Annotated in this window: 1 protein-coding gene; it reads right to left on the bottom strand. The window is 54.3% G+C overall.

Features of this window, described 5'->3' with window-relative positions; all coding sequences use genetic code 11:
* Positions 1-707 (bottom strand): amino acid ABC transporter substrate-binding protein (locus tag JW499_RS21540; protein ID WP_205212504.1); only part of this gene is annotated, 707 nt, incomplete at both ends.

The following is a 707-nucleotide window of genomic DNA, read 5'->3' as shown; positions in this document are numbered from 1 at the left end:
GCCTTCATCTTATCAACGTTAGCCGATGTCAGCCCCAGTTCCTCGGCATTGAGCATCGCATTGAAAGACCATTTCACGATATTAAACCAGGTGTCATCACCCTGACGCACAACAGGCCCCAGTGGCTCTTTAGAGATAACCTCGGGCAGTGCGCCGACAGCTGATGGGTCCTGCATCCGGGTGCGCAGGCCGGCAGCCTGGGACAGGTCGGTGGTAAATGAGTCACAACGGCCGGTATCAAATGCCTGGGCTGCCTGATCATTGGTGTCGAATACAACCGGCGTATAGGAGATGCCGTGAGTACGGAAGTAATCTGCCATATTCAGCTCAGTGGTGGTACCGGACTGGACACAGACGGTCGCACCATCCAGATCCTTGACACTCTTCAGACCCAGCTCTTTCTTCACCAGGAAGCCCTGTCCATCGTAGTAGTTAACACCCGCAAAGTTGATACCCAGCTGAGTATCGCGGGTCTGTGTCCAGGTGGTCACACGGGACAACAGATCAATCTCGCCGGATACCAGCGCCGTGAAACGCTCTTTAGCATTCAGTGGAATATATTTAACTTTAGTTGCATCACCCAGCACGGCGGCAGCCACCGCCCGGCATACATCAACGTCCAGACCTTTCCAGTTACCTTGATCATCAGGCACCGAGAAGCCAGGGACACCACTCGTTACACCACACTGAAGTGCGTCACGCTCCTT

This window comes from Amphritea pacifica (genome assembly GCF_016924145.1).
Taxonomy (GTDB): Bacteria; Pseudomonadota; Gammaproteobacteria; order Pseudomonadales; family Balneatricaceae; genus Amphritea; species Amphritea pacifica.
Note: the sequence above shows the minus strand (reverse complement) of the source record. Positions and strands in the feature narration are given on the sequence as shown.